Origin of the sequence: Flavobacterium sp. H4147 (assembly GCF_029360735.1) — a bacterium.
Taxonomy (GTDB): Bacteria; Bacteroidota; Bacteroidia; order Flavobacteriales; family Flavobacteriaceae; genus Flavobacterium; species Flavobacterium endoglycinae.
Genome location: NZ_JARKNB010000002.1, coordinates 1,219,969 through 1,246,182, shown reverse-complemented (window position 1 = coordinate 1,246,182; position 26,214 = coordinate 1,219,969). Strand labels below are relative to the sequence as shown.

27 protein-coding genes are annotated in these 26,214 nt (G+C 33.4%); 9 read left to right on the top strand and 18 right to left on the bottom strand.

Annotated elements, in window-relative coordinates; translation table 11 throughout:
* Positions 1–188: 188 nt before the first annotated feature.
* Entirely contained in the window at positions 189–1,229 is a 1,041-nt protein-coding gene (locus tag P2W75_RS13290; RefSeq protein ID WP_276380818.1) for a sensor histidine kinase, read from the top strand.
* A complete protein-coding gene (locus P2W75_RS13285; RefSeq protein ID WP_276380817.1) occupies positions 1,226–1,933 on the top strand; it encodes a LytTR family DNA-binding domain-containing protein in 708 nt (235 codons plus the stop codon). Before P2W75_RS13290 ends, P2W75_RS13285 begins: the two co-directional genes overlap by 4 nt.
* A gap of 148 nt (positions 1,934–2,081) precedes the next feature.
* Here P2W75_RS13285 and P2W75_RS13280 read toward each other — a convergent pair whose 3' ends face one another.
* The 18 genes from P2W75_RS13280 to trmD all read right to left on the bottom strand — a co-directional run bounded on the left by P2W75_RS13280 (position 2,082) and on the right by trmD (position 19,536).
* Positions 2,082–2,549: a DUF1456 family protein gene (locus tag P2W75_RS13280; RefSeq protein WP_276380816.1), complete on the bottom strand. Its 468-nt coding sequence runs from the start codon at positions 2,547–2,549 to the stop codon at positions 2,082–2,084.
* A 42-nt stretch (positions 2,550–2,591) separates the two neighbouring features.
* Positions 2,592–3,602 (bottom strand): dipeptide epimerase, encoded by a 1,011-nt coding sequence (locus P2W75_RS13275; protein ID WP_276380815.1) that lies wholly within the window; start codon positions 3,600–3,602, stop codon positions 2,592–2,594.
* A 3-nt stretch (positions 3,603–3,605) separates the two neighbouring features.
* On the bottom strand, positions 3,606–4,835 hold the full coding sequence (locus P2W75_RS13270; RefSeq protein ID WP_276380814.1) for a hypothetical protein: 1,230 nt from the start codon (positions 4,833–4,835) through the stop codon (positions 3,606–3,608).
* 121 nt (positions 4,836–4,956) lie between these two features.
* The gene (gene uvrB, locus P2W75_RS13265; RefSeq protein WP_207297233.1) at positions 4,957–6,948 is read right to left on the bottom strand and encodes an excinuclease ABC subunit UvrB; all 1,992 of its coding nucleotides are present in this window, start codon (positions 6,946–6,948) and stop codon (positions 4,957–4,959) included.
* 17 nt (positions 6,949–6,965) lie between these two features.
* Entirely contained in the window at positions 6,966–7,934 is a 969-nt protein-coding gene (locus tag P2W75_RS13260) for an alpha/beta fold hydrolase (RefSeq protein WP_276380813.1), read from the bottom strand.
* A gap of 83 nt (positions 7,935–8,017) precedes the next feature.
* Positions 8,018–8,257: a uroporphyrinogen decarboxylase gene (locus tag P2W75_RS13255; protein ID WP_207297231.1), complete on the bottom strand. Its 240-nt coding sequence runs from the start codon at positions 8,255–8,257 to the stop codon at positions 8,018–8,020.
* Positions 8,258–8,347: 90 nt separating this feature from the next.
* Positions 8,348–8,602, bottom strand: a complete 255-nt coding sequence (locus tag P2W75_RS13250) for a hypothetical protein (protein WP_276380812.1) — start codon at positions 8,600–8,602, stop codon at positions 8,348–8,350.
* A 57-nt stretch (positions 8,603–8,659) separates the two neighbouring features.
* On the bottom strand, positions 8,660–8,965 hold the full coding sequence (locus tag P2W75_RS13245; protein WP_276380811.1) for a hypothetical protein: 306 nt from the start codon (positions 8,963–8,965) through the stop codon (positions 8,660–8,662).
* A 126-nt stretch (positions 8,966–9,091) separates the two neighbouring features.
* Entirely contained in the window at positions 9,092–10,021 is a 930-nt protein-coding gene (rlmF, locus tag P2W75_RS13240) for a 23S rRNA (adenine(1618)-N(6))-methyltransferase RlmF (protein ID WP_276380810.1), read from the bottom strand.
* A gap of 169 nt (positions 10,022–10,190) precedes the next feature.
* Positions 10,191–10,853 carry a thiamine diphosphokinase gene (locus P2W75_RS13235; RefSeq protein ID WP_276380809.1) on the bottom strand — a complete coding sequence of 221 codons (663 nt, stop codon included), beginning with the start codon at positions 10,851–10,853 and terminating at the stop codon, positions 10,191–10,193.
* Positions 10,854–10,919: 66 nt separating this feature from the next.
* Entirely contained in the window at positions 10,920–11,375 is a 456-nt protein-coding gene (locus P2W75_RS13230) for a RidA family protein (RefSeq protein ID WP_207297227.1), read from the bottom strand.
* Positions 11,376–11,514: 139 nt separating this feature from the next.
* Positions 11,515–11,961, bottom strand: coding sequence for a DinB family protein (locus tag P2W75_RS13225; protein ID WP_276380808.1), 447 nt, complete (start codon positions 11,959–11,961; stop codon positions 11,515–11,517).
* Positions 11,962–11,963: 2 nt separating this feature from the next.
* Positions 11,964–12,446 carry a GyrI-like domain-containing protein gene (locus P2W75_RS13220; RefSeq protein ID WP_276380807.1) on the bottom strand — a complete coding sequence of 161 codons (483 nt, stop codon included), beginning with the start codon at positions 12,444–12,446 and terminating at the stop codon, positions 11,964–11,966.
* 3 nt (positions 12,447–12,449) lie between these two features.
* Entirely contained in the window at positions 12,450–13,271 is an 822-nt protein-coding gene (locus tag P2W75_RS13215; protein WP_276380806.1) for a DUF4249 domain-containing protein, read from the bottom strand.
* Between the two features lie 29 nt (positions 13,272–13,300).
* Positions 13,301–15,682: a TonB-dependent receptor gene (locus P2W75_RS13210; protein WP_276380805.1), complete on the bottom strand. Its 2,382-nt coding sequence runs from the start codon at positions 15,680–15,682 to the stop codon at positions 13,301–13,303.
* Between the two features lie 144 nt (positions 15,683–15,826).
* Positions 15,827–18,049 (bottom strand): NADP-dependent isocitrate dehydrogenase, encoded by a 2,223-nt coding sequence (locus tag P2W75_RS13205; protein ID WP_276380804.1) that lies wholly within the window; start codon positions 18,047–18,049, stop codon positions 15,827–15,829.
* A 284-nt stretch (positions 18,050–18,333) separates the two neighbouring features.
* Entirely contained in the window at positions 18,334–18,684 is a 351-nt protein-coding gene (gene rplS / locus P2W75_RS13200) for a 50S ribosomal protein L19 (protein ID WP_207297221.1), read from the bottom strand.
* A 177-nt stretch (positions 18,685–18,861) separates the two neighbouring features.
* Positions 18,862–19,536, bottom strand: coding sequence for a tRNA (guanosine(37)-N1)-methyltransferase TrmD (gene trmD / locus P2W75_RS13195; protein ID WP_207297220.1), 675 nt, complete (start codon positions 19,534–19,536; stop codon positions 18,862–18,864).
* Positions 19,537–20,683: 1,147 nt separating this feature from the next.
* Between trmD and tnpA the strand changes: the two genes are divergently transcribed.
* The 7 genes from tnpA to P2W75_RS13160 all read left to right on the top strand — a co-directional run bounded on the left by tnpA (position 20,684) and on the right by P2W75_RS13160 (position 26,175).
* Positions 20,684–21,145 carry an IS200/IS605 family transposase gene (gene tnpA, locus P2W75_RS13190; RefSeq protein WP_276380803.1) on the top strand — a complete coding sequence of 154 codons (462 nt, stop codon included), beginning with the start codon at positions 20,684–20,686 and terminating at the stop codon, positions 21,143–21,145.
* Between the two features lie 18 nt (positions 21,146–21,163).
* Positions 21,164–21,700 (top strand): NADPH-dependent FMN reductase, encoded by a 537-nt coding sequence (locus tag P2W75_RS13185; protein ID WP_276380802.1) that lies wholly within the window; start codon positions 21,164–21,166, stop codon positions 21,698–21,700.
* A 32-nt stretch (positions 21,701–21,732) separates the two neighbouring features.
* A complete protein-coding gene (locus P2W75_RS13180; protein ID WP_276380801.1) occupies positions 21,733–22,605 on the top strand; it encodes a sugar phosphate isomerase/epimerase in 873 nt (290 codons plus the stop codon).
* Positions 22,606–22,617: 12 nt separating this feature from the next.
* Positions 22,618–23,523: an archaemetzincin family Zn-dependent metalloprotease gene (locus P2W75_RS13175; RefSeq protein ID WP_276380800.1), complete on the top strand. Its 906-nt coding sequence runs from the start codon at positions 22,618–22,620 to the stop codon at positions 23,521–23,523.
* Entirely contained in the window at positions 23,524–23,865 is a 342-nt protein-coding gene (locus tag P2W75_RS13170) for a cupin domain-containing protein (protein WP_276380799.1), read from the top strand.
* 178 nt (positions 23,866–24,043) lie between these two features.
* A complete protein-coding gene (locus P2W75_RS13165) occupies positions 24,044–25,198 on the top strand; it encodes an MFS transporter (protein WP_276380798.1) in 1,155 nt (384 codons plus the stop codon).
* Between the two features lie 44 nt (positions 25,199–25,242).
* Positions 25,243–26,175 (top strand): peptidylprolyl isomerase, encoded by a 933-nt coding sequence (locus tag P2W75_RS13160; RefSeq protein ID WP_207297213.1) that lies wholly within the window; start codon positions 25,243–25,245, stop codon positions 26,173–26,175.
* The last annotated feature ends 39 nt before the right edge of the window (positions 26,176–26,214 follow it).

Sequence of the window (26,214 nt, the reverse complement as noted above, 5' to 3'; positions counted from 1 at the left end):
TACTGTCTTTTGATCTCCTTTTTTTGTATTTGATGAACCATGGATTTTGTTTTACAAACTGGTGAAATTTATATCCTAATAATTTCGTATAACGTTTTTGATAGTTTGTCCATAAAAAAGCACCTTTCAAATAAATATAATTTTCTATTTCAGGCTTAATTGTATTTTTGAGTTAATTATCAAAAATTATGAAATCAAAAATCCCCTTTTACTATCATATTGTCTTTTTCTTTTTATTATTTATAACTTATATTTTATGGGATATTGGACTTAATGACAGGAAAATAGAAATCATAATGAAAGGAATTTATTATGGTGTTACATTAACTTACATGCTGTCCCTATTTTGTATTTACATTCTTAATTTTTATTTCTTTTGTGAATGGTTTTTAAACAAAAAGAAATTACTTTTTTATATTCTGACCATTCCAGTTTCGTTATTACTTTTTACGGCTGTTCGGTATTTTGTGGAAGAAGTTGTTGTGTATAATATTACCGGAGTTCACAACTATTATGAAGAAGCGAGAGAAATTACCTATTACATAAAAGATAATTTTTTTTACGGATTGCCAGCTGTGATTTTAAGTGCATTGACTTTTTTGTTTTGGCAATTTCAGACTGCACAACATCAAAATCAGGAATTGCTTTTAGAGAATAAAAAAGCTGAATTTCAAATGTTGAAAGCGCAGGTTAGTCCGCATTTTTTGTTTAACACCTTGAATTCTTTTTATAGTCAATTGATTCTGAAAGATGATAAAATGGCTGATGATGTTTTGGTGCTTTCAGATTTGCTGCGTTATGTTATTACCGAAACAGATAAAGATGAAGCGGTGCTTTCGAAAGAAATTCAGTTTATTCAAAATTATATTCATTTACAGAAGAAACGTTTTGAAGATCAGCTGTTTTTGGATTTTAAAGTTGAAGGAAATTATGCAAACGAAAAGATTATTTCATCGGCTTTAATTCATTTTGTTGAAAATGTTTTTAAGCATGGAAAATTGAACGATGAAACCAAAAAAGCAATGATTTCCATCGAAATAAAAAATGATTTTCTAGAGATTTCAACCTTCAATTATTGTTTGGATGGCGAGAATTATTCTTCAACTGGAATTGGTTTTGACAACCTCACCAAAAGATTAGAATACACGTATAAAAATGAATTTATTCTGAAAAAAACAGAAGAAAATAATACCTTTAAAACATACCTAAAAATACCACTGAGAAAATGATTTTTAAATGCATTATAGTCGATGACGAACCGCCGGCAACTAGAATATTAGAAAACTATATCGGGAAGGTAAATTTTCTGGAAAAAGTGGGCATTTTTAATGATGCATTGAAAGCTTTGGAATTTCTGAATACACAGCAAGTCGATGTGATTTTCTTAGATATTCAAATGCCTCAATTAACTGGATTGCAGATTTCCCGAATCATTTCAAAAGATATAAAAGTGATTTTTACAACTGCTTATCCCGATTTTGCTTTGGAAGGATTTGAGTTAAATGCGGTAGATTATTTGTTGAAACCTATTTCGTTTGAACGTTTTTATCAGGCAGTTTCCAAATTAAATTCTGAGCCAAAAGTTGAAGTTTCAAACAATAATAATGCGCCGGATTTTTTATTTATAAAAACCGATGGAAAGAATAAATTTCAGAAGGTATTTTTGAATGATATTTTATACGTAGAAAGTCTGCAGAATTATGTTTGTATTCATACTGTAAAACAGCAGATTATTACGCATTCGTCCTTAAAGAATGTAATAGAATCACTGCCTTCAACTGATTTTATTCAAATACATAAATCCTATGTGATTTCGTTGCAGCATATTGAATCAACGGATAATTTTTCTGTTTTTATAAATGGAAAAGAATTGCCAATTGGAGCAACTTTTAAAGATGCTTTTTTTGATGAAATTGATCAAAATAAGATTTAACCGCAAAGCACGCAAGGTTGTTTACCTTTGATGTCTTATAAAAACGCAAAGTTCGCAAAGCTTTATCCATATAGCTTTGCGAACTTTGCGTTTATATTCAAAATCCTTGGCAAAAAAACCTTGCGTGCTTTGCGGTTAATTCTCCCAGTTAAGATTTTTTCTTATTACCGTTTTTGTAAACCACTTTTTCTACTACAACTGGTTTTCCATTTCCTTTTGGGAATGATTTCTTTTTAGGTTTTGCAGATGCTGAACCCGACTTTGATGGGCTTTTGTCTCCTCTGTATTTTTCAGAATCTTTTGGAGTTGGCTTAAATTCAGGTCTTTCTTTAGAATTTTCTTTCTTTGGAATTTCTGATTTATGTTTTGCTAAAACCTCATTTGGGTTTTTAGGGTTTTCTTTAGTTCCCCTTAAGTGAATTACCAATCCATTTAGGAAGTTTCTCAAAACCTGATCGCCACATTCCATATAATTCGGATGATCTTCGGCTCTAAAAAAAGCACCAAGTTCAGATTTTGAAATTCTAAAATCTACTAATTCTAAAATTTCAACTATTTGATCGTCACGCAACATCAGAGCCACGCGAAGTTTCTTTAATATATCGTTGTTCGTCATTTTTTTATTTTTTACAAAGGTACATTATTTTCAAGGTAAATCTCAGAATAAAATAACACCGTTTCCAGTTCTGTCTGGATAAAATGTTTTTCCGTTTATAATTTTAACGCCGTTTGCTATATCTTCGGCTAATAATAAAGCACCATCCATGTCAACATAATCCAGTTCAGGAAGTAGATGTGCGATGGCAGAAATCCCAACAGAAGATTCCGTCATACAGCCAACCATGGTTTTTAAACCCAGTTTTTTAGCTTCGGCAATCATTCTTCGGCCGGGAGTTGTGCCTCCGCATTTCATCAATTTGATATTTACGCCATGAAAATGATTATGACATTTAGCGACATCTTCTTCTCTAATACAGCTTTCGTCTGCGATTATGGGCAGAACAGTATTTTTAAAAACTTCGCGCTGACCTTCCCAATCTTCTGCTTTTAAAGGCTGTTCGATAAATTCGACATTTAATTTTTTGAATTCTTTTGCGTTTAAAAGTGTTTCTTCAACTGTCCAAGCGCAATTGGCGTCAACCCTGAAAACGGAATCAGTGTGTTTTCTAAGTTCTTTCACAATCGAAATATCATCTGGAGTTCCGAGTTTGATTTTATAAATCGGCCAAGGAAGTTCTTCCATTTTTAAAACCATATTTTCAATAGTGTCAATCCCAATAGTGTAATTTGTGAGTGGATTATGATGTATATTGTAATGCCATAGTTCGTATAGTTTCTGCCCTTTTTTGCGTGCATATAAATCGTTATACGCATTATCGAGCGCACATAATGCAAAAGGATTGTCTTTTAGAAACGGACTTATTTTAGACCAGAATTCTTCGGGAGTTTCGTTGGAAGTTTCTGCTACTAAATTTCTGATTTTCTCAATATCGTTTTGAAGAATATCAATAGTAATATTGTAATACGGATTTGAGGTAGCTTCGCCATATCCCGAAAATCCATTGTCGTGTAATTCAACAATTAAAGAGGGTTGAAAATCAATTGTTTTTCGAGAAATTCTAAAAGTATGTTTTAGTTTAAGATTGTATTCTCTTAAAATCAGTTCCATATATTAACTTCTTTTGATGGACATTTTTAAGCCAATTCCTGTTTGAAAATCTGGGGCATTGTCAAGGTTCAAATCTTCTCTGAAATATACAAAATAAGAGAATCGCTTGGTCGAATAGGTGCACATAAAACTCCATCCTTCGAGATCTTCATATAAATGATATATACTCTTCTGCCAGTGTGTGTTGATTCTTTCTCCGGTAAAAACCAGATAGTCTAAATCCTTTTTCTTGTTGTACGAAGTCTGAAAATTATAATTGATGCCGTACGAAATGCGATTGTTGTTTCTCAGTTTGACTTTGTAGTCGAAAAGGGCTTCAAAGCTGTACAGGAAATCTTGATTACTAATATTTACTCTATCGCCATATTCTATAAAATGCTGACGTAATGCTCCGGCACTTAAACCAAAACTTAGGATGTTTTTATCTTTTACAATCATTTTTTTCAAAATAGAAGAAGAAACGCCAATATCTGCCGATGGATTATAACTAGAAGTATTTATTCCAAGCTGCGCACCAAAATTTAAATAAATGCGGTGTTTTTTATTCATTTCCAATTCGGGATAATAATTGTAATTGATATCGATTCCCGGAATTCTGAAATCATTATTGTTCATTGTGAGAACTTTATTGTTTTCATCTTTATACGATATTCCGGCTTGATTGATGCCGTAATGATATCGTGAAAATGGATCTTTTCCGCCTGCGATGTTACGATGAAACCATTCGATTGTTTCATCTGAAGTAAAAACAGAAAAAGGGTATTTTCCTCGGTCAAGAGAATTGGCACGAAGACTGAAATTTAGTTCGTGATGAATGGTAAGAGGTAATGAAAAAGTGAATCTATACGAACGGATAACGCCGTCAGCAGTAAAATTTTTGGTTTTAGATGGAACTTTATTTAAATCAAATGAAAATTCACGGGTATGCCAAGGTATATTTTTGGATATTTCACGATCATTTGGATCTGTTAACTCGTATGATTTTACATAAGGCAATACCACATTTCCGCTTGAAACTTCAAATGAAAACGAGTATTTTTCAGGAGAACGAACATTAAAATTATGGTAGAGTCTGGAAATGTAAATTCCTAAGGGATGCGTGGAAAGCACGTATGGTTTTATAATATCTGAAGAGTTTTCTATTTCTTCATTCCAAGAATTGCTTTTGTCAGATTGTGCTTTTAAAAGCGGATTAAAAATTAAAAAAAGAAAAAAGAGAAAGTAATATTTCATTTCAGAATTTAAAAATTTTGCTAAAACTAATAAATTTTAACAACTATAATTGAAAATTCAATTCATTACTTTGAAAAATAAATTCCTCTTTTTTCTTTTCAATATTTTATAACAACGCTAATTAAGGAAGCTGTTCCTGAAGTTTCTTAATTTCATCGCGAAGTTTTGCGGCTTGCATAAAATCTAATTCTTTAGCTGCTTTTTCCATTGATTTACGCTTTTCACGAATTGTTTTTTCTAAATCAGCTTTAGACATATAAGCCGTTTCTGGTTCTGCGGCAATAGCTGTAGTGTGTCCTAATTCGTATTCGACCAAAGGATTTTTGGTAAAGGCACTTTCGATTTTTTTATTTAATGCCTGTGGTGTTATATTGTTTTCAACGTTAAAGTTGATTTGTTTGGTTCTTCTGTAATTGGTTTCGTCAATAGTTCTCTGCATACTGGCTGTAATTTTATCAGCATACATGATTGCTTTTCCATTTAAATTTCGGGCAGCACGACCAATTGTTTGGGTCAGCGAACGGTGATTTCTTAAGAAACCTTCTTTATCGGCATCTAAAATCGCAACCAGAGAAACTTCAGGTAAATCCAAACCTTCACGAAGCAAGTTTACACCAATTAAAACATCAAAAAGTCCTTTTCGTAAGTCCTGCATGATTTCGATACGTTCTAAAGTATCAATATCAGAGTGGATATAACGACAACGAATACTTACTTTGGTCAAGTATTTCGCTAATTCCTCGGCCATTCTTTTAGTTAAAGTCGTTACGAGAACTCTTTCATCTAATTCGCAGCGAACCTGGATTTCTTCAATTAAATCATCAATCTGGTTTAAACTCGGACGTACTTCAATAATTGGATCTAATAATCCGGTTGGACGGATAATTTGTTCTACATAAATACCATCTGATTTTTGTAATTCATAATCGGCTGGTGTTGCAGAAACGTATATTACCTGATTCTGCATGGCTTCGAATTCTTCAAATTTTAATGGTCTGTTATCCATTGCTGCAGGTAAGCGGAAACCGTATTCTACAAGATTTTCTTTTCGGCTTCGGTCACCTCCGTACATGGCGTGAACCTGTGAAACCGTAACATGGCTTTCATCAATAACCATTAAATAATCGCTTGGAAAATAATCCAATAAACAGAAAGGTCGTGTTCCAGCTTCACGTCCGTCAAGGTATCTTGAATAATTCTCGATTCCAGAACAATATCCTAATTCGCGAATCATTTCTAAGTCAAAATTGGTTCTTTCTTCCAAACGTTTGGCTTCGAGATGTTTTCCTATTTCTTTAAAATAATCAACTTGTTTTACTAAATCCTGCTGAATCTGCCAGATAGCACCTTGTAAAACTTCGGGAGAAGTCACAAACATATTCGCTGGATAAATGGTTAGTCTTTTAAATTTTTCGATTACCTGAGACGTTTTAGCATCAAAAGCTTCAATTTCTTCGATTTCATCTCCAAAAAAGTGAATTCGGTAAGCATCATCCGCGTAGCTTGGATACACTTCAACTGTATCTCCTTTAATTCTAAAAGTTCCCGGATTAAAATCGGCTTCGGTTCTAGCATATAAACTTTGTACCAGACCGTGTAATAATTTGGTTCTAGAAATAACCTGATCCCTAAATACTTCAATTACATTCTTTTTGAATTCTGTTGGATTTCCAATACCATACAGACAAGAAACTGATGCGACAACCAAAACATCTCGTCGTCCAGAAAGCAGGGCAGAGGTAGTGCTCAAACGCATTTTTTCGAGTTCTTCATTGATAGATAAATCCTTTTCAATAAAAACTCCTGTAACTGGCATAAAAGCTTCGGGCTGATAATAATCGTAATAGGAAACAAAATATTCAACGGCATTGTTTGGAAAGAACTGCTTGAACTCTGAATACAATTGCGCAGCCAATGTTTTATTATGGGCTAAAACCAAAGTCGGTCGCTGGATTTCCTGAATTACATTGGCAACAGTAAAGGTTTTTCCAGATCCTGTAACTCCCAATAAAGTTTGATATTTATCTCCATCAATTACGCCTTGCGCCAGTTTTTGTATGGCTTGCGGCTGATCTCCTTTTGGACTGTATTCTGAAGCTACTTGAAATTTCATTTGTGCGGGCTGAAAATTTAGTTTTGTAAAGATACGAAGTTTGCATTCGAATCTAAAAAATTAATGATGGCATCATTGGTAATTTTAGACTGATCGATTGTTAAAAAATGTCCAGCATCTTTTATAATTTTTGTTTTGCTTCTTGGTAAGTATTTCTGAGCTCGTTCTAAACTTTCTTTTGAATTAATAACATCTTGATCGCCAATTAAAACCAAAACTGGATTTTCGATAGATTGTAGTTCCTTATCTGAAAATGGATGCATTTTAAGCATGCTCGAATTTGATTTGGCGTATTTATTGGCTAAATAGAATTGTCTTTTATAAACTGGACTTATGTTTTCAGGATGTGTTGAAAAGGTTGATAAAGTTTTGCTGAATTTCTTCTCGCTTGGAAAAAGTTTTAACATTAAAGCCGAAGTGGTTTTGCCGACTTTATCTATGAATTTAAAAGTCTGTGCGGGACTTAATAAAACTATTTTATCGATTGAATTCTTTTTTTGAGAGGCTAATAATGTAGCAATCCAGCCTCCTCTTGAAGCGCCCACAATATCAAATTTCTTTAATTTGTAATGATCGAAAACTTCGTTATACCAAATCACAATTTCTTCTGATGAAAGTGGTTTTGATGTTAAATTAGATTTATTAGGTTCCATTATAAAATCAATGGCATAAATACGGTGGTTTTTGGCTAAAGCTTTAATATTTGGATACCACATTGTAGAACTGGCGTCCATTCCGTGTAATAAAACTAAATCTTTTCCATTTTTCGGTCCAGCGATAATTACATGTGCAGTTCCGAAACTAGTATTGACATCTTCTTCGGTGTAAGGAACGTTCCAAAGTTTTAAGGACTTGTTGTATGCGGTTTGGTATTTTTGTTCTTCGTTTTTGGTTTTAAAAACGTAATCTTCAAATTTGGCTTTTTTTGAAGCGCAACCTGCAACCAAAAAAAGGACAACTGCTAAGCGAGTATATAGTTTTGACATGGTGATAAAATTCGATTTTCAGCTTAAAGTTACGATTATCACAAGCGGAAGCTGTATCAGAATTTTATTTTAAAATATCATAATTATAAGGTTGTGTTGCTTTTGGAAGTTAAATAATATACTTGAACCAAAGCCAGAATCGCATTAGGAATAATTACGGGTAAAAGCCATTGATTTAAATCTCTGTAATCGTTTAAGAAAATTCCATAGATTACAAAGCAGATACAGCCGAACATATTAATAAAGCGAATTGTTCTGAGATTTTTAAGCATAAAACCTCCAACAATAAATACAGATGCGAGATAACCAATATATTCTGCCATGATATTGATATTTAATACTTTATGTTAAATGTAATAAAAGTAAATTACAAAATTGACTTCTGTATAGAAATTGAAGAACTATTTATTTTACTAGTATTTACCTAATACCAATAAATTAGACTCCATATTGGTATCTTTAGGTACAATAACAGAAACGCCATATTTATTTTGTACCCATTTTAAATTCCTCATATCTAAAAAAGGTTGTACACTTTTTATACTATTTTCTTCAGAATTTCTTCCACACAATATTCCAAAAAAATCAACTTCAGTTTCAATCTTTAATGGTAAACGATTTGAGAAAGCTTCATTTAGATAGAGATCGCACAAAGCATCAATAATCACAACTATTTTGTCATTAACATTTTTGAATTCAATTTTTGAATTGTATACTTGTGTGTGTTAATGTAGATATAAAAGAGCGTGAGGTTCTTCTTCATCTTCAGGATAATCATTCCATTCAACTATTTTACCTGAAATATCAGTCCAGTTTTGAATTTCTCCAGATTTGATTTTTAATATTATTTCGGCATTAAAAAATAATTCATCTTCTGGATAGAATGAATTTGATGTATCTACATTTTCATAATCATCTGTACTTATCGCTTTTATTTGTAAGCCAAAAATTAATTGATTGTTTTGCTCTTTTATAAATGCATCTAAATATGCATACTTTATTTCAAAAAAGTTATCTTTTATCTTAAACATTATTCAATATTTTAAAATATATACTGACTTGTAAAATGCTTCTTTAAAAGAAGAAGCATGAATTACATAGAATGCAAAGATACATTTTACAAATAGCAAGAAATATTTATTTGTAGTATTTTTCTTTTATTTGCTATTTATAAAACTCCACGCTACAATACGGCTATTTTTCTGTCCCTGTGCCATATCAATTGTTTTAACTGAAACGGCATTTACCTTTTTCAAAGTTTTATAAATCGATGAAAGATTTTCTTTTTTAGAAACTAAAGTTGTAAACCATAAACATTGAGAACCATATTTGGCACTTTCGTAAATCATTTGGGTTATAAAAGCGATTTCGCCGCCTTTGTACCATAATTCAGCATTTTGTCCTCCAAAGTTTAAAACTGGATTTGCATTTCTTTTTTCTTTCGGATTTAAATTAGAAACCTTTCTGGAAGCACTTTTATTCGCTTCTTCTGCAGATGCGTGAAAAGGAGGATTGCACATCGTAAATGTGAAACGATCTTCGGGCATTATTATATTTTTGAAAATAAATCGCGGTTCTGTCTGCTGTTGCAAACTAATTGCTTCGATTAACTGCGGATTCGCTTGGATTATTTTACTGCAGTTTTCGATTGCTTTCTGGTCAATATCTGTGGCAACAAAAGCCCAGTTGTAAATAGAATTTCCTAATATCGGATAGATTAAATTGGCACCCGTTCCGATATCTAATCCTAAAACAGAATTTCCATCAGGAAGCTGATTGTTATTGGTTTCAGTTAATAAGTCGGCAATGTAATGTATATAATCTGCACGGCCTGGAATTGGAGGGCATAGGTAGTTTTTAGGAATATCCCAATTTTGAATGTCGTAATACGTTTGTAAAAGCGCTTTGTTTAAAGTTTTTACAACAAGTGGATTACTGAAATCAATAGTTTCAATTCCGAATTTGTTGGTAGAAACGAAAGTTTTTAATTCAGGGCAATTTGAAATGAGTTTTTCAAAATCGTAACGATCACGATGAAGGTTTCTTGGGTGTAAATTGCTTTTTTCGGAATTTTTTTCTGCTTTCATTTTTATTGATTTCGATGCAAAGGTATGGATTCTGTTTTTTAATTCAATTTAGTGCAACCGATTCATGTTAGAATATATTAGTCGAACCTACGGCTCTTTTATGCGGTGCATATATTTCTAACGGAATTAAAATCAGGCCTTACAATATTAATCGAGCTTATATTTATTTTTAATCAAAACATTCCATCAAAAGTAAATCACCTTGAGAATGGGTAATAGTTACCATTCCATCTTTTTCAACAGAATTACTGCTTCCGGTTCTGTAGCCCATCGTAAGTGTATCGTTGTTTAATTCGTATTTTAAATTGGTAGAAGAAATTCCGTCTACAACACCAATTGGAATAAGGGAAATTGGCGTATTTGCCGTATACCATTTCTCGAATTTTGTTGGCAGCAGAAATATCTTCGAATGATCGTCAAGAATTACAATTTTTAGTAAATCTCTATAGCGAACAATTTGTGTAAGGTTTGTAATCGTGTGATCAGCGCGTCTTCCAGTTGCCCAAACGACATTTACGGCAGGAATTTTTCTTTGGATTAAATAATCAAATGCTTTTTCTAGATCGGTTTTATCTTGATCGGGTGTGTGAACAATTTCTAATGGATATTGAGAAGTTTTGTAAAACTCGGGATCAAAACCACGATCAAAATCACCTAGCAGCACATCGACTTTTATGCCTAATTCTATTACTCTTTCTATCGCCGAATCTAAAACCACTACGAGCGGAGACCATTCGAGTAATTGTCCTAATAATTCAGGGTTGCAGGCAGCGCCATTGGCAATTATCAACGCAGGTTCCTGATCGTCGCGGACAATATGATGTGATGACATTTAGAGTTCATTTAAATTATGCCGCAAATGTACGAAAGTTATGGGGCTTTGACGGGATGAATTTATTTAATTGGCTTTAAAAGCAACAGCATCAACTTCTATCTGCATTTTATCAAGCGCAAGTCTTGGAACCGGAATTAAAGTACTGGCCGGAAATGGTTTGTTTTGCCACGTTTTGCTCATTTCTTCTTCCCATATTTTGAGCTTTTCTGAGGAGTGGTCAACTATTAAAATCGTAATTTTCATGACATTTTCAGGTTTCAGATTATAGCTGTTTAAAATAGTTGTCAGATTTTTTAAAGCGGTTTGAACTTGTTCTCTAAAATCGGGACTTAAAAGGTGTTCTTTTCCTAGTCCGCCGCTCTGACCCGAAATATAGACTAGTTCTCCCGATGTTTTTACAGAGGAGGCATGGCTGAAACCATACGGAGTGGGATTGAATAAAGAATCAGGATTTTTGAAAGTTTGTGCTTTTGTCTGGAATGTAAAAAGGCACACTGCAAATGCAATTAAATAGTTCATGTTTTAAAAATTAAAATTAAGAATACAAAGGTTTCGCAATTCTAATTTTTAAAACATTTACATATGTTGAGGAGGGAGATTTTTAGATTTCTGATTTTAGATTTTAGATTTTTTGAAATGAGCAATCTACAATCTACAATCAGAAATCTAAAAGCCTTCTATGGTAATTAATCTGTCCTAAGTGATATGACAAATGTGTTGAAAGATGAATCAGAAAGAAACCTGTTGTCATTTCTTTTTCAAAAACAATTTCGGGATAAATGGTTTCTAAATCAGTTTCAGTTAAAGAATCGAAAACTTCATTAACCATTAAAATTGTATTTTCAATTTTGCTGATCAATTCTGCGCTTGGAATATCTTTCAGCGAAAATTCAAGCGGGCGATTGCGAATATAACCTGTGTTACCAAGACGTGCGCCAATATAAGTATTGATATTTCCCATTAAATGAAGACATAAATTTCCTGCTGAATTCGAGATGTTTTTGTCAATTACCCAAATTGCATTTTCGTTTTCGTACGATTCAATTTCGATTTTAAGCTTATTTAAATCTCTATTAAAAAGCGTTTTTAAAGATTCGATTACCATAATTAGTTTCTATTTTTTATTGGAATCCATATTTCTTCTTCAGAATCTGGATCATCTTTTTTGTATTTATGATCCATTACAGCAAAATGCGGTCTGTCATCAACTGTATATTTAGAGTTTGGCAGCCATTCTGTAAAAATGGAATGATAAGTCGTATGCCCATTTGATGCAGGACCATAATGAACAAAAACGGCATATAATCCATCTGGAACAATTAAAGTTTCCATGCCGACCGCAATATCATTATAATCTGAAACTTCTACAGCGGCCCATTTCTGAAAGGTTTTACTGGGATCAAAATTATCAAAATGACCGGTCGAAAAAACTTCTAATGAATATAAATTATCACTTATGATATTTTTAATTTCTTTTTTCTTCGGCATAAAACCACTCCATAATTCAAAGGTTTTATTTTCAATAAAAGACATATCGATGTGTCTGCCTAGTAGTTTTTTTTCAGATAAAGTTTCAATTCTGGCTTCCATAAATTATTGGATTTTGTATTTTTTGGTTTCACTTTCGTTAAGCGAAAAATACCCTAATGGATAATTCGCTTTGTCAGTTGTATTGATAATATTTCCTCTTACAGTGGCTGGCGGCGATTGAAATGGACCTCCCACGTTACTGCTGGCAATACTTACTAGAATACTCATATAATTATAGTATTGTTTTGAAATTCCGTAATGCGTTATTTCCAGTTCGTCTCCAGGTTTTAATTCATCATCTTCAGATACGCTGAAGAATTCATTTCCTTGATAAAATTTATCCTCATCCACATAAAAATTAGAAGTTACTTTATTGGAATACACATATTTATACAAGTAAAAATTATCTTCATCTGGCGGGTCGTTATAGTACGCTCTTACTTCAATGTCTTTTCCTGTAAAACCGCCTTCGTTATTTTGTTCAATCCGAGTAATCGGAGCGACTGATTTTAAGGTTTCGGTTGCTGTGTACGTATTTCCGCCACTTATAACAGTTAGCGTGTAGGTTTCGTTGATTTTTGGAATAAAATTAGTGCAGATATAACGTCCTGTTTTTTGAATTTCATTAAAATTAAACTGCACATTCTGGCTGTTTTTGATATAGATTACAGCATTAGAAACCGTAGGAATTACTTCTTGAAAATATCCTGTTGTTGTGGTTAATTTAATTACTTGTTGTTTTCCTGTGGTGCCTTTCTGCCAATTTATTGCCGCTTCGATTACTAATTTTGGCGGAGCTGTATCTAAATTTACATCAACGACTTCTTCACAACTGGTAAAGAAAAAAGAGATACAGAGTGCGAGTAATACAATTGCTTTTTTCATGATGTTTTATTTTCTCTGAGAAATAAATTCTAGAATTTAAAATTATAACTAACCGCTGGAACAATTCCAAAAATTGATAATCGGACTGCTTCATTTAAACCAGTATCAGAATTTTGTCTGAAATTAATCGATGCCGCATTGCTGCGATTGTATAGGTTGTAAATGCTGAAAACCCATTCAGCTTTCCATTTCCGATCTTTGTTTTTTCTAGGGGTTAACGTGGCCGAAATATCCAAATGATGATAGGCAGGTAAACGATTTTCGTTTCTTAAGCCATAACTTGGAACTGTAATTCCTAAATATTCGTATTGTCCGTTTGGATACGTTACCGGCTGTCCTGATTGTAAAACAAAGTTAGCCCCAAATGACCATTTTTCGTTTAAATTATAAGCCGATGTGACGGCAAGATTGTGGGTTTTATCATAAGCTGAACTGTACCATTGTCCATTGTTGATACCTGTTTCTTCGGGAGTTCTGCCAGGTGTCTGCTGTTCGGATTTTGATAAGGTGTAAGAAATCCAGCCGTTGAATTTTCCAGTGTTTTTCTTCAGCATAATTTCAAGACCATAAGCTCGCATTTTTCCGTTTAGAATTACTTGTTCGATGGCATTATTGGCAATTAAATTGGCTCCGTCAATATAATCGAGACGATTTTGAATTGCTTTATAAAATGTTTCCGCTTCAAGCGAATAAGCTCCTTCTCTAATATTTCTGAAATATCCTAAAGCTACTTGATCTGCAATTTGAGGTTTGATATAAGTATCACTCGGCATCCATACATCAAGCGGAGTAGGAGATGAGGTGTTTGAAATCAATTGAAGATATTGCGCCATACGATTGTAGCTCGCTTTCACAGACTGATCGTCGTTTAGTTGATATGAAACTGAAAATCTAGGTTCAAAATTGTTATAGTCTTTTATTATTTTATTTTTTCCGAAATATTGAGTTGAGGTTGGAGTTCCTTTTTCATAAATCTGCATATCGGAATCAAAAATTACGGGATTGTTGTTGTCGTAATAATTTACGGTTGAAGCTCCTAAACGATAAAATAAACTGTAACGTAATCCGTAAGCCAATGTGATTTTTTTGGAAATCTGGTTTTCGGCATCGAGATATATTGAAGGCTCAAAAGCATATTTTCGATCCAATTGATCAGGATTTATTCCTGAATCGGTTCCAGTTGGTTTTATAGTTCCGGGATTAAAATCATAGTAAATTCCATTAAGTCCGTAGTTTAATTTGAATTTATCTGAAAAGTAATGTTTGAAATCATATTTTAAATTGTAGTTTTTGATTCCAGAATCCCATTTAAAACCAACATAATCCAGATCTAAACCATAATAGTAATCGCTGTAAATTAGTGATAAATTTGAAAAAAGTTTGTCTGAATACAAATGATTCCATCTTAAATTCAAAGTTGAATTTCCATAAATATTAGTGAAACTTTTGTTGAGATTGAAAACATCTCTTCCAAAATAACCTGATAAATACAAACTGTTGCTGTCGTTTAATTTATAACTGAGTTTGGTGTTTAAATCGTAAAAGTAAGCGGAATTGTCTTTGTTTTCTTCGGAAAATTTCAGGAACAAATGTGCATAAGAAGCACGTCCTCCAATTAAAAAAGAACCTTTGTCTTTAACAATCGGACCTTCTAAAAGCAGTCGGCTTGAGATTAAACCAATTCCGCCGTTTACATGAAAATCTTTACTGTTTCCATCTTTCTGATAAATATCTAAAACAGATGAAGCTCTTCCGCCAAAACGGGCAGGAATTCCGCCTTTGTATAATTTTAAATCCTTTATAGCATCGGGATTAAAAACAGAGAAAAATCCAAATACATGCGATGAGTTAAAAATCGTTGCTTCGTCTAATAAAATCAAATTCTGATCTGCACCGCCGCCTCGCACATTAAATCCTGAAGCACCTTCGCCCGCATTGGTTACTCCGGGAAGCAGTAATATGGATTTTAAAACATCAACTTCACCCAAAACAACAGGCATTTTTTTAATAGTTGAAATCGAGAGTTTATTAACGCTCATTTCGGGAGATTTGATGTTTATTTTGCCTTTATTATCTGTAATAATAACTTCTTGAAGTTCCTGTCCGCTTTCGCTGATGGAAAAGTTACTTTTTGTATTTTGATTTAAAATGATGGTTTGCTGAAGGGTTTGATAACCCACATAACTGATTTCGATTTGATGTTCACCACGCGGAACGGTTAAAGAATAAAATCCGTATTCGTTTGTTGTAGTTCCTATTTTTAAAGCCGGAATATATATATTGACACCAATTAAAGTTTCATTATTCTTTGAGTCTTTTATGGTACCGCTTAAAGTGAATTTTTCTTGTGAAAAAGAGGTAAAAGCCGTGAGGATGATAATTAGAAAAAGACCTATTTTTTTTGTAATCATTGCACTGGTTTTGATATACATAGATAGCGATTCTTACTAAATATCTAGGCAGAACTTTTGTTAAACATTAGTTAAGAATAAAAAAAAGACAGCCTTTTGAGCTGTCCTTTTGTATTATATAAGATGCACAAGTTGTGCGCCAAATTATTTGATTTTAGAAATAATAGCATTGAATGTTTCACTTGGACGCATTGCTTTGCTTACTAATTCTGGAGTTGGCTGATAATATCCACCAATGTTTTGTGGTTTGCCTTGAGCACCAATTAATTCAGCATCGATTTTAGCTTCGTTAGCTTCAAGTTCCGCTGCAATTGGAGTGAAGATCGCTTTTAATTCAGCATCTTTAGTTTGAGCAGCCAAAGCTTGAGCCCAGTAGAATGCTAAATAGAAGTGAGAACCACGGTTGTCAATCTGGCCTACTTTACGAGCAGGAGATTTATCGTTTGCTAAGAATTTATCGTTAGCTTGATCTAAAGTTTCAGATAAAACAATAGCTTTAGAATTGTCTAAAGTTTGTCCTAGGTGTTCTAAAGAAGCGCCAAGAGCCAAAAACTCTCCTAATGAATCCCAACGTAAGTATCCTTCTTCTGTAAATTGCTCAACATGTTTAGGAGCAGAACCTCCAGCACCAGTTTCGAACAATCCACCGCCGTTCATTAAAGGAACAATAGAAAGCATTTTTGCAGAAGTTCCTAACTCTAAGATTGGGAATAAATCGGTTAAGTAGTCACGTAAAACGTTTCCAGTTACAGAGATAGTATCTAAACCTTTGATGATTCTGTCTAAAGTAAATTCTGTAGCAGCAATTGGGTTTAAAATACGGATATCTAAGTTGGTAGTATCGTAGTCTTTAAGGTATTTTTGAACTTTTACGATTAATTCTCTATCGTGTGCTCTGTTTTCGTCTAACCAGAAAACAGCAGGAGTACTAGATAAACGAGCTCTGTTTACTGCTAATTTAACCCAGTCCTGAATAGGAGCATCTTTTGCCTGACACATTCTGAAAATATCGTTTGTTTCAACGTTTTGCTCCATTAAAACATTTCCATTTTGGTCAACCACACGAACAACACCATCAGATTTTATTTGGAAAGTTTTGTCGTGAGATCCGTATTCTTCTGCTTTTTGAGCCATTAACCCAACGTTTGGAACACTTCCCATTGTTTTAGGATCAAAAGCACCGTGTTTTTTACAGAAGTCGATGGTTGCTGTATATACTCCAGCGTAAGAACGATCTGGAATAACAGCAAATGTATCTTGTGCTTTTCCTTCTTTGTTCCACATTTTTCCAGAAGTACGAATCATTGCAGGCATAGAAGCATCAACGATTACATCAGATGGAACGTGTAGGTTTGTAATTCCTTTATCAGAATTAACCATTGCTAAAGCAGGTCCGTTTGCAATTGCTTGATCGATAGCAGCTTCAACTTCAGCCTGCTCAGGTCTTCCAGCAATTTTAGCGTAAATATCGCCTAAACCGTTTCTAGTGTCAACGTTTAATTCAGCGAATAATGATTCGTATTTTTTGAAAACATCTGCAAAATATACTTCAACGATAGCGCCAAAGATAATCGGATCAGAAACTTTCATCATTGTAGCTTTTAAGTGTACAGAAAGTAAAACTCCTGCAGCTTTAGCTTCAGCGATTACATCAGCAGCGAATGCTTTTAATTTGTTTACGCTTAAAACAGAGCTATCGATAATTTCTCCTGCTTTTAGCGGAGTACTTGCTTTTAAAACAGTTGTTGTTCCGTCTTTAGCAACGAATTCAATTTTTACATCATTTGCTTCGTTTACAGTTAATGATTTTTCACTTCCGTAAAAATCACCTCCCGACATAGAAGCTACCTTAGTTTTTGAGTCAGCAGACCATGCACCCATTGAGTGTGGATTTGCTTTTGCAAAGTTTTTAACTGCTCTTGGAGCTCTACGGTCAGAGTTTCCTTCACGTAAAACTGGGTTTACGGCAGAACCTAATACTTTTGCATATTTTGCTTTAATTTCTTTTTCAGCATCGTTTTGAGGATCTTCAGGATAATTTGGTACGTTGTATCCGTGAGATTGTAATTCAGCAATAGCTGCTTTTAATTGCGGTACAGAAGCAGAGATGTTTGGTAATTTAATAATGTTAGCTTCTGGCTTAGTTGCTAATTGACCAAGTTCTGCTAAGGCATCGCCTGTTTTTTGAGCATCTGTTAAAGATTCAGGAAAGTTAGATAAAATTCTTCCTGCTAAAGAGATGTCTCTGGTTTCGATAGCAATACCAGCTGTAGAAGTAAAAGCTTGAACAATAGGTAATAAAGAGTAAGTCGCTAATAATGGCGCCTCATCAGTTAAGGTGTAAAAGATTTTTGAATTCTGTGTCATTTTTTTTTCTTTTTTTATAATCGTATCGTCATAAGAATGCCGATTTGAAAAGTATAGTCGGCTCAAAACGAGCGGAGCAAATATAATAAAAACCGTCCGAAAACGGTGTAGTTTTATTTTGAAATAAAGGATTTATCAGATTGTTATTTCGTGCTCTTTAAATTGTCAAATTGGTGATTTTGATATTAAAAAATTACAGTATTGTTATTGACTCTAAAAGAGGCATAAAAAAAACTCGTTTCAAATGGTATGAAACGAGTTTTTTATAACAATTAGATAATTGATTATCTTCTTTTATCTTTAATCTTAGCTTTTTTACCAGTAAGTTCTCTGAAGTAGAAAATTCTAGCTCTACGAACTGCACCTTTTTTGTTCACTTCGATTTTTTGTAAAGCTGGTAAGTTAACTGGGAAGATACGCTCAACTCCAATAGCTCCAGACATTTTACGAATCGTGAAAGTTTCTGTTGTTCCAGAACCTCTTCTTTGAATAACAACTCCTTTAAAGAACTGAGTTCTTGTTTTTTCACCCTCTTTAATTTCGTAGAAAACAGTGATTGTGTCTCCAGCTCCGAAATCTGGGAAATCTTTTTTAGCAACGAATTCGTTTTGAACGAACTTTAATAAATCTGCCATGATAATTTTTATGATTATAGTTTATTTAGAGCAACGTTCACGAGTTTCGCCAGAGGTTGGTCTAATTCGGGTGCAAATGTAGATAAAAAATAATAAATTCCAAATAAAAATAAATTCCAAATTCCAATTTCTTAACTAATTGATTAATTGGTTTTTGGAGTTTTCAAAAATTGGGATTTATTCGAGTAAATCCGGGCGTCTATTTTTGGTATGTTCGTAAGCCATGTCTTCACGCCATTTATCGATTTTAGCTGCGTGTCCGCTGGTTAAAACTTCAGGAACTTTCCATCCTTTATAATCTGCAGGTCTTGTGTATATTGGTCCCGAAAGTAAATTGTCTTGAAAACTATCCGTTAAAGCTGAGGTTTCGTCGCTTAAAACACCTGGAATTAATCGGATTAAAGCATCAGATAAAACTATTGCGCCCAATTCTCCTCCAGATAAAACATAATCACCAATAGAAATTTCTTTCGTAATAAAATGATCTCTAACTCTTTGATCAACACCTTTGTAATGTCCGCATAAAATGATAATGTTTTGGTACATTGACATTTTATTTGCCATTTTCTGGTTCAAAGTTTCACCGTCAGGAGACATATAAATAATCTCATCATATTCTCTTTGACTCTTTAAATGCGTAATGCAATCATCGATAGGCTGAATTGTCATCACCATTCCGGCTCCACCGCCAAATTGATAATCGTCTACACTTTTTTGTTTGTTAGTACTGTAGTCACGAAGATTATGAAAATGTACTTCAACCAAACCTTTGTCAATGGCACGTTTCATAATTGAAGCCTCAAACGGACTTCTTAACAATTCAGGTAAAACGGTAATAATATCAATTCGCATTTTTCGTCAAAATTTTTGCAAAGATACAAGTTAAAATTAGAGAGTTTAAATAAATATGAAACCAATGGATTTCTATGTTGGGAAATTAATGATTATAAAATATTCCGTAGGAATATAATTTCGGTAGAAAGAAAGATAATGCGGTATAGAGATAATGCCTAGTAGGGATTATATTAAATGTTTTGTAATAAAAATATAGTCCCTAACGGGACAAAACAAAACGTCGCCTATAATTTTTATGCTACCGATATTTTGTTCCTGGCGGAACAAGAAATGGGAAAATTTACAATAAAGATGATTAAGACAATAATTAGAATATTCCGTAAGGAATATAATTTCGGTAGAAATAATACGGTATAGAGATAATGTCCCATAGGGATTTTAATAAATGTTTTGTAATAAAAAATATAGTCTCTAATGGGACAAAACAAAAGACCGTGTATAATTTTATGCTACCGATATTTTGTTCCTAGCGGAATAAGAAATGGGAAAATTTACAATAAAGATGATTAAAGACAATAGTAGAATATTCCGTAAGGAATATAATTTCGGTAGAAATAATGCGGTATAGAGATAATGTCCCATAGGGATTTTAATACATGTTTTGTAATAAAAAATATAGTCCCTAACGGGACAAAACAAAAGATCATCTATAATTTTTATGCTACCGATATTTTGTTCCTAGCGGAACAAGAAATGGGAAAATTTACAATAAAGATGATTAAAGACAATAGTAGAATATTCCGTAGGAATATAATTTTGGTAGAAAAAAGAGGAGAAGAGAGGGAAATTGTCCCGTCAGGGACTATATAAATATTTAGATTTTGTAATAAAAAATATAGTCCCTGATGGGACAAAACAAAAGGTCGTTTATCTATTTTTATGCTACCGATATTTTGTTCCTAGCGGAACAAGAAATGAGAAAAATTTACAACCAAGGTGATTAAGGACAATAATTGGGTATTCTGTTAGGAATATAATTTCGGTAGAAATAATGCAGTATAGAGATAATGTCCTGTAGGGATTATATAAATGTGTGACTGTCATATTTTAAAGTATAAATTGAAAGGTAATTCTTTCTTTTTTATATTTGTGCAAATTAAAAAAATCTACTGGAAAATTAATTTCGGTAGAACTAAAATATGTTATGGCAAACACCTACACACAGATACATATCCACTTTGTTTTTGCAGTGAAATATAGAAAAGCAATTATACATAAAAATTGGAGAAATGAATTATACAGATATATTTCTGGAATTATTAAAAATTGCAATCACAAGCTTTTAGCAATAAACGGAACTGCAGATCATATACATATTTTAATCGGAATACGACCTGTGCAATCTATATCTGAATTAATGAAAACTATAAAGCAAAACTCTTCAAAATGGATCAATCAAAATAAATTTACAAATACACATTTTGAATGGCAGGAAGGATATGGTGCTTTTTCGTATAGCAAATCTCAATTGAAGGCTGTCATACGTTATATTGAAAACCAAGAATCACATCACAAAAAGCAATCTTTCAGAGAAGAGTTTGTCGATTTTCTCGAAAAATCCGAAGTTGATTATGATGAAAAATTTATTTTTAAGGAATTAATTTAAATATATAAAAACCAAATAATGTCACTCAAAACAATAAAAATACTTGCCATTACAGGAAGTACAAGAACGAATTCTAGTAATTATAAAATCCTCAAATATATTTCGGAACATTTTAAATCTTATTTTGAAGTAGAAATTTTTGAAGGTCTGACTGACATCCCGCACTTTAATCCCGATCTTGATACAGAGAATCCTCCAAAAGAAGTAGAATCTTTCAGAAAGAAAATCCAAAATGCAGATGGTGTTCTTATCTGCACACCTGAATATGTTTTTAGTTTACCCGGAAGTTTGAAAAATGCTTTGGAATGGTGCGTTTCAACAACTATATTTTCGAATAAAAAAACAGGATTAATTACGGCTTCTGCTTCTGGTGAAATGGGACATGAACAATTATTACTGATTATGAAAACCCTTGAAGCGAAATTCGATGATAACACACAACTTTTAATTCAGGGAATCCGTGGTAAAATCGATGCTGATGGAAAAATCATCAATCAGGAAACAGAAAAAGTACTTCAAAATTTTATAAATTACTTTGCGAATCAATTTTTATAGTAGATTTACTTAATTGAAATTCCGCTTAAAAAATGATCACCAGAAGAAACTTTATCATCAATACAAGTCTGGCTGCTACAGCAGTTTTGGCTTCTCCATCATTTGCATTTACTATGAAAAAAAAGGAAATAGGTTTACAGTTATATACGCTTCGCGAAGAACTTCCTAAAGATGTAAAAGGAGTTTTGGAAAAAGTAGCAAAAGCAGGTTTTACAACCGTCGAAACATACGGATATTCGATTAAAGACCAGTTTTGGGGACTAACTCCAAAGGAATTAAAAAAGATTCTCGATGATAATGGATTAAAAGCGGTAAGCGGACATTATAATTTAGGAAGTTATTTGTATGACGGAAATACAACAGAGCTGATTGCAGCAATAGAAGCCGCAAAAGTTTTAAAAAGCGAATTCCTGACAGTTCCGTGGGTTGATGAACCTTTTAGGAAAAATATTGATGATTATAAGAAGATTGCTTTCCGAATAAATGAAGCGGCAAAATTGTGTAAAGAGGCGGGTTTAAAACTAGCTTATCACAATCATGATTTTGAATTTCAAAAGCACGACGGAGTTACCGGTTATGAAATTTTATTAAAAGAAACCGATAAAGATTTGGTTTATTTTGAATTAGATTTATACTGGGTTGTCTATTCAGGAAATGATCCTTTGCGATTATTTGCCGAAAATCCAGGACGTTTTAAGATGTGGCATGTTAAGGATGCAGACAAAACGAATCAAAAGTTAAATACAGAAGTAGGTTCAGGAACAATAGATTTTAAACCCTTTTTTAAAGAAGCCAAGCAATCTGGTATGGTTCATTTTTTTGTAGAACAGGAAAATAATTATGCTTCGAATTCTATCGAATCTATAAAAACGAGTTGTGATTTTATTGCTAAAAATCTAATCTAATAGTGTTGATTTATGAAGAAAATTCTTTTTCTGGTTTTTGTAATGCTTTGTTCGTGTCAATCCAATAAAAAGGAAAATCCCAATCCAATTCTTAATTCACCTCCTGATCCTTATTTTATAGATATCAAAACAAATGATGTGAAATTGGGTAAACCTGCTTTTGGCGATTGGCTGTATTCTCATCCAGAAAAAGGACAGAGTTTTGAACAGTTTATCAATACCAAACATATTGTTCCAACCCAAAAAGAAAACATCATTTATTTACAGCCAATAGGTAAATTCGATTCTCTACAAGTCAAACAAATTGAATTGGTTCGTCAATATTTACAAGTGTTTTTTCAATTGGAAACAAAGGTTTTAAAAAATGTTCCAAATGATATTATTCCAAAACATGCCAGACGAATTGGAGATGTTGGTCAAGAACAGTTTTTGGCAGGATATATTTTAGACAGCATTTTAAAAAAGCAAAAACCTCAAAAAAGAATTGCCTTAATGGCAATAACTGAAAAAGATTTGTATCCAAAACCGGAATGGAATTATGTTTTCGGATTGGCCTCTTACAGAGATAAAATTGCTGTAAGTTCAATTCACAGATTACACGATAGTACTTTGGAAGGAGCAGATTTTAGTTTGTGTTTGGAACGACTGCTGAAAATATGTTCGCATGAAATAGGTCATATGTTTGGTCTGCGTCATTGTATTGAAGCCAATTGCGTAATGAACGGAACCAATAGTATAACAGAGACTGATGCACATTCAGTTAGATTATGTTCGCTTTGCCAAAGAAAATTAAATTCCGGATTTAAATATGATAATGTAAAAAGGCTGCAAGAACTGGAAAAATATTTTAAAGAAAATAATCTGGAAGAAGGATTAACGTTAATGCAAAAAGACCTAGAAAAAGTAAAAAGTAAATAAATGGCAACTAGTAAAGAATTTATAAAAGGAGACGAAATAGAGTGGGAAGTAGTTGGAGAAGGAATCAAACGTAAAATCTTGGCGTTTGACGATCGTGTAATGTTAGTAAATGTACATTTTGAAAAAGGGGGAATTGGTGTGCTTCACGATCATTATCATTCTCAGCTTACCTATATAGCAAGCGGAAAATTTGATGTAACGATTAGTGGTGTAACCCAAACTTTACAGCAAGGCGACAGTTTTTATATTCCGCCTCATGCTGTTCACGGAGTTGTTTGTCTTGAAGAAGGAATGCTTACAGATGTTTTCAGCCCTGCAAGAGAAGACTTTTTGAACTATTAAAAGTAAAAAAAACAAAAATATAAGTTGTATAAGTAATTGAGGTGTTTAGTTTAAATGAACTTATATGACTTATATGGTTTAAAAAAAAAGCTTAAAAATTATACATTTTTTAAAGTTTTGCTAAAAATTAGATTGGTATTTTTGCAGCATGAATTTATCAAAAACTAATGTACTGTTTATGGCAGTTTGCACGGGACTTATCGTTGCAAATCTGTATTACTGCCAGCCTTTGATTGTCTTAATCGCTAACGAATTTAAAATTCCCGAAGCCAGTGCCGGAACAATAACGTATCTTACCCAAGCAGGTTATGCCATTGGATTGTTCTTCATGGTACCGCTTGGCGATAAAATAGAACGTAAAAGGCAGATTTTAATGACCACTTTTGCATCTGTAATTGCATTGTTAATTGCTGCTACAGCCAAAAGCTTTCTGGTGTTACAAATCGCTTCTTTATTAATTGGAATTACTTCTATTGTTCCACAGCTAATTCTGCCTCTGGCGGCTTCTTTAAGCGCGCCCGAACAACGTGGAAAAGTAGTTGGAACGATCATGAGCGGGCTTTTGGTCGGGATTTTACTTTCCAGAACCTTAAGCGGATTTATTGGCGAAGTTCTAGGCTGGAGATCCATGTTTTATATCGCAGCAGGAATTTGTCTCTTGATCTTTTTTGTTATCCAAAGCAAATTTCCAGTAAACAAACCGCAGTTTCAAGGAACCTACGGCCAGCTAATTCAATCTTTATTTACATTAATAAAAACGCAGCCGGTTTTGCGTGAAGCAACTGCAATCAATGTTTTCAGTTTTGCCCAATTTGGCGCTTTCTGGACGACAATGGTTTTATTGCTTTCAGGAGAGCCATTTCACTTCAATAGTGCGACAATTGGTTTATTCGGAATCGTTGGTGCATCTGGAGCTTTGGCTGCACCTTTAGTCGGGAAAATCGGTGATAAAGGAAATTCTAGAATTGCGGTTGGATATGGCTGTTTATTAATTCTAATAAGCTTTTTAATTTTCTACTTTTCAATAGAAAGTGTCATAGGAGTAGCGATTGGAATTGTTTTTATTGACATTGGAATTCAGGGAGTTCATATCTCAAACCAAACGCGAGTATATTCACTTTTGCCAGAAGCTAGAAACCGACTTAATACAGTGTTTATGTCTTTCAGTTTCTTAGGAACAGCTGCAGGATCTGCTTACGGATTATTATTATGGAAACTGGGCGGATGGCATGCCGTAACAATTGGCTGTATGCTATTGTCACTACTGTCATTAACAGTTTACGCACTGACTTATAAATCAAAATCTAAAAAAGAGAAAGCGCAAATTGATTAAAAAATTAATTTGTAAATTTGCGTTCAAATAAAAAAAATACAACAATGGAAAACGGAATATACGCTAAATTCAATACTAGTAAAGGTTCGATTTTAGTAAAACTTACACATGATTTGACACCTGGAACTGTAGGGAATTTTGTAGCTCTTGCAGAAGGAAACATGGAGAATAGAGTAAAACCTCAAGGGCAAAAATTCTACGATGGATTAAACTTCCACAGAGTAATTGCTGATTTCATGATTCAAGGTGGTTGTCCAAAAGGAACTGGAACTGGAGATCCAGGTTATAAATTTGACGACGAATTTGTACCAAGTTTAAAACACGATCGTCCGGGAGTTTTATCTATGGCAAACTCAGGTCCTGGAACAAACGGTTCTCAATTCTTTATTACTCACGTTCCAACTCCTTGGTTAGACGGAAAACATACTGTTTTCGGACATGTGGTTGAAGGACAAGATGTAGTAGATGCAGTTGCTCAAGGTGATGCTTTAGAGTCTGTAGAAATTATCAGAGTTGGTGAAGAAGCTCAAAAATGGAATGCTATCGAAGCTTTCATTTCTTTAAAAGGTGCTCGTATGAAAAGAGAAGCAGCTTTAAAAGCAGAATCTGAAGCAAAAATGGAACAATTAGCTGCTGGTTTTGATAAAACTGAAAGTGGTCTACGTTACAAAATGATCCAAAAAGGTGAAGGTAAAAAAGCTGAAGCTGGGAAAACAGTTTCTGTTCACTACGAAGGATCTTTAGAAAACGGAAAAGTTTTTGATTCATCTTACCCACGTAAAAAACCAATCGAATTCAAATTAGGAATTGGACAAGTTATCGAAGGATGGGACGAAGGTATCGCGTTATTACAAGTTGGTGACAAAGCTCGTTTTGTAATTCCATCTGATTTAGCTTACGGACCATCAGGTGCAGGAGGTGTTATCCCGCCACACGCAACTTTGATTTTTGACGTTGAGTTAATGGACGTTAAATAAGAATTCTAAGCAATTTAATTTTGTTTTAAATAATAATCC